Below are 1,568 nucleotides of genomic sequence, written 5' to 3' on the forward strand. Positions count from 1 at the left end.
ATATGCGCAAAATCGCAGCTAATTTTTGAACGGTCTTAAGCTGACCTGAAAAAGGTTACTTGAGTGCGCCTTTTTTTAAAGAAAAAAGTTAAACTAATAGCAAATATCATTTTCTTTTCATTTTGTTATCAGGTTTTTCTCTTTTTTTACCTAACTATATAGTGAGGATGATAAAATATAAAAAAAATATCTTTTGAAACAAAAGAATTATCAAAAAAAGTTTAGACACTTTTTTTAATTTCATAAAATATTTCTTTGGTTTGAAAAGATAGGAAATTAGCAACTTAATTTTTAGTCTTCAAGCATAATTTTTAAATCAAAAGTTGTCTAAAAAAACGGAACAGTTTATCTACTCTTGTGATAAAATTAAAAAAATGCGTAACTACAAAAGAAATTCTAATATTACCATCAACAGATTTATATTCCAAGGTCGTACGAATCTAACTGACCGTTTGAAAACGGAATGTTGTGAGAACTGCGACGAAACAACCCCAATTTCAAATTCATCACATGGGGACAATTCACAAGGCGAATCACCAAAGGATCATGAATAAAATTACAAAGGTATTATGTAAAGATTGTCATCTTAAGATAACCAATCAATAAATACATAATATCAGAAAGAATAAGAACGATAAGAATAAATAGCTAATCAATCGCGAGGGGAAATTAGTTCTCGAAAGAGAGTAAATGATGGAAAGCCGGATGCTGGGACACTTGCTTGTCCGGTTTGGACGAGGGCTAATTGTAAATAAAACAGCAAATACAAATCGCTGCGTAAAACGCAATTAATCTATCCGTATTTTAAATTTTAATCTAAAATTATTTGAATTAATTTGTTTATAAATCTTTTTGTGATTATTAAATTACAATATGCTGATAATTCAAGAGTCAATATTGTAATACTCGAATTTAGAGCTATCTGAGTTCAAATTCCGATTTCAGAATAGAGTATAATTTGTCATGTTGATAATTTTCTTGTTAACATCAAAGAAACCTTTAATGAAACCCAGAAGATTAAAAGATCAAGTACCAAATTAATAAAAAAACTTTAAATTTTTTAGGTTCAAAATGATTTAAGAAACAAGGAACGATCGGAATAACAAATAGATTTTAACGAATATAAGTTAATATTTATTTAAACAGAATAAATAAATTCATAAGATGATATTGTTTTTTTAAAAGATCTAAAACATATTAGTGATGGAATTTGAATATATATGTTTTTAAACTTAACTAAAAATTTTTTAGATCCACGTAATACGAAATACGTATAACTTATAATTTGTTCCTGGATTAGAATTGAAATCGAAATAAAAAAACAAATATAAAAAATAAATAATTTAAATTTTGTAATACAATTCTTATTCATCGCCAACATAATTTGTTGAATTTGTTTTTCACTAGGACTTCTTCCCATTTGTTTGAACATTTCTTTAATTTGTTTTTTATTTATAGGAGGATTTTTTTCTAAATATATTTTAATACCGAAAAACATTACTAATGCTCCTACTAAAATTCCTATAAATAAACCTGATAAAAATAAAATTGTTTCAAACCAAGTCATA

Annotated in this window: 2 protein-coding genes; one reads left to right on the forward strand and one right to left on the reverse strand. The window is 25.9% G+C overall.

What is annotated here, in order from left to right; all coding sequences use genetic code 11:
- Nucleotides 1-323 precede the first annotated feature (323 nt).
- Nucleotides 324-554, forward strand: coding sequence for a hypothetical protein (locus OC698_RS03050; RefSeq protein ID WP_304513220.1), 231 nt, complete (start codon nt 324-326; stop codon nt 552-554).
- 584 nt (nt 555-1,138) lie between these two features.
- Here OC698_RS03050 and OC698_RS03355 read toward each other — a convergent pair.
- Nucleotides 1,139-1,568 (reverse strand): YneF family protein (locus tag OC698_RS03355; RefSeq protein ID WP_420887796.1); only part of this gene is annotated, 430 nt, incomplete at its 5' end.

Origin of the sequence: Candidatus Phytoplasma gossypii (assembly GCF_030586975.1) — a bacterium.
GTDB classification, from domain to species: Bacteria; Bacillota_I; Bacilli_A; order Acholeplasmatales; family Acholeplasmataceae; genus Phytoplasma; species Phytoplasma citri.